Annotated in this window: 4 protein-coding genes; 1 reads left to right on the top strand and 3 read right to left on the bottom strand. The window is 51.9% G+C overall.

Annotated features, from left to right (window positions below; genetic code table 11):
* The coding region (locus AC2FLP_RS22045; RefSeq protein ID WP_496686549.1) for a hypothetical protein at nt 1–270 on the top strand (270 nt) is incomplete at its 5' end.
* A gap of 164 nt (nt 271–434) precedes the next feature.
* On the opposite strand, the gene AC2FLP_RS22040 is transcribed toward AC2FLP_RS22045, so the two are convergent.
* From AC2FLP_RS22040 to AC2FLP_RS22030, 3 genes are all read right to left on the bottom strand, one after another.
* A complete protein-coding gene (locus tag AC2FLP_RS22040; RefSeq protein WP_496686551.1) occupies nt 435–944 on the bottom strand; it encodes a MaoC family dehydratase in 510 nt (169 codons plus the stop codon).
* Nucleotides 945–1010: 66 nt separating this feature from the next.
* Entirely contained in the window at nt 1011–1802 is a 792-nt protein-coding gene (locus tag AC2FLP_RS22035) for a class I SAM-dependent methyltransferase (RefSeq protein WP_299641593.1), read from the bottom strand.
* A 64-nt stretch (nt 1803–1866) separates the two neighbouring features.
* A complete protein-coding gene (locus AC2FLP_RS22030) occupies nt 1867–2007 on the bottom strand; it encodes a rhodanese-like domain-containing protein (protein ID WP_496686554.1) in 141 nt (46 codons plus the stop codon).
* Nucleotides 2008–2010: the final 3 nt, after the last annotated feature.

The raw sequence follows: 2010 nt of genomic DNA, 5'->3' as shown, positions 1-2010 counted from the left end.
TGGTTGACCAATCACGTGGCACCAGAACAGATCGTCATGTCTTTCACTGAACTGGAGCTAATGCATGCGGCGATCAGGTCAGGGCAAGGCCTTGGGATCAGCAATGTCAAGCTGGTTGAAACAGACATGTCCTTTATCCGATGTTTCGACGAAATCCCCGAACTTGCGGTGCCGCACCTAATGCTCATTTCGCCGGAAGCCTATCGTCGGCCAGAGGTTAAAGCCTTCGTCAAGTTCTTCGCACCTCGCTATGCGGCAATCTATAAGTAGTTATTTAGGCAAAAAAGGATTGAGAACACGGGAACAAACTTGTTTGCATGTACGCCACGACCGCAATTGCGAATAGAAGCCTTATGTGGCGAGCCCAAGGATACTCTTGAAGATGACAAAGTGAGGTCGAATTGATCGCCGCGCCCAAGTCGCTGCAAACCGCCTTAACTCCGATATGCCATCACGTGGTGCATGACCAGGTTAAGAACTTCAACATCGTTCTGGTTAAATGTCTGGTATCGGAATTTGACCGTTCCCCGGTCTGGCTTCGAACGTGATGGTGTAATTGCCTCAACCGTGACTCGCACGCTGATCGTGTCACCGGAATACACCGGAGCCAGCCACCGCACCTCGTCCATACCATGTCCACCCAGATTGGTGCCGGTAAGTACACCAGTGTCGCGGAACAACCTGAAAGTAAGCGCAATTGTCTGAAATCCACTGGCGATGAGACCGCCGAAAATCGACTCTGCGGCAGCCACTTTGTTAACGTGGAAGGGCTGCGGGTCATGAACCAGTGCGAAGTCAACAATCGCTCCCTCGGTCAGCGTAACGCCACCGGTTTCGAAAGTTTCGCCAACCGACAAATCGTCGATGTATTTTCCGCTGGCCATGGCAAAAGTATAGTTTGATGCACACTCAACCGTCAACGCGGAGCCACGCTCGGCAGCCACTAATGCCGCATTGTCTTTCGACCATGGCAAAGATCGTAATTGAGAACTGAGCCAGTGGTCGTTGACCTATGCCGCGGCGACAAAAAGGTGCGCTTCTTGCGGTACGTGCAATACGCCTTCATTGTCATATCTAGACAAAGCGTCTGCAACCTCTTCCACGACCTTGTTGGTGACGTCATCACCTGCATCCCTAAGATCAGTTTCGATTGGCAGCGCCATGATTTGCGCACGAAGGTCAATAAATCTTCGCTCTAGTACCAATGGCTCGTGACGAGCTATCTTGAAGCCTGCATCGACCAACAAGTTCGAAATGAGGTCCCCATCTCGAAACGAAAAAGGCGCTCTGGCCTTGACTGCGGCATCTGTTCCAACATGCTGTTCGAGAGCTTTTGCAAGTGCTCCATTGAAGGGCGACACAGCGCGCCAACATGTCAAAAACAGCTGACCGTCATTGCGCAAGATCCTATGAACTTCTTTCAACGCGGCGGATTTGTCGGGGAAGAACTGAAGCCCCTGTTGTATGAAGGCATAGTCAAACGTAGCATCTCCGAAAGGTAACTCGGTTACATCTGCTGCATACCACTCGAGCACATGACGACAATCCAGCTGATTGGACTGCGCGACCTCAATCATGGTTTCGTTCAGATCTACGCCAACAACCCGGCCTTCGCCCGTCAGTTTCCTTGCAATCTCTCGCGTCAAAGCCCCGGTGCCGCATGCAATGTCGATAACACAAGTGCCGCTTCGAAGCTGAACCTTCTGCATTGTTGCTTCAGCCAATGGGCCGAACATCGCAGGCACACTATGGTTGTTGTACTTCTGCGCAGCTTCTTTGGTCAGCCGGAAATTGTCCGTCATCAAAAATATCCTCCTAGCAACGCGTCAATAATTGGATCACCCAAAGTGACCCAAAATCGTAGTCTCACGAGGTTTCAACCGGAAGGTTCTCATCGGCGCTCCACTCAGCCCAGGAACCATCATAGAGGCGCGACTTGTCGAACCCCATGTGGCGAAGCGCAAGGAGACCGCAAGAGGCGGCAATACCGCGACCGCAATACGCGATAAC

It is taken from the genome of Ruegeria sp. CDSA141 (assembly GCF_059612005.1).
This window is presented reverse-complemented; position numbering and strand designations above follow the sequence as displayed.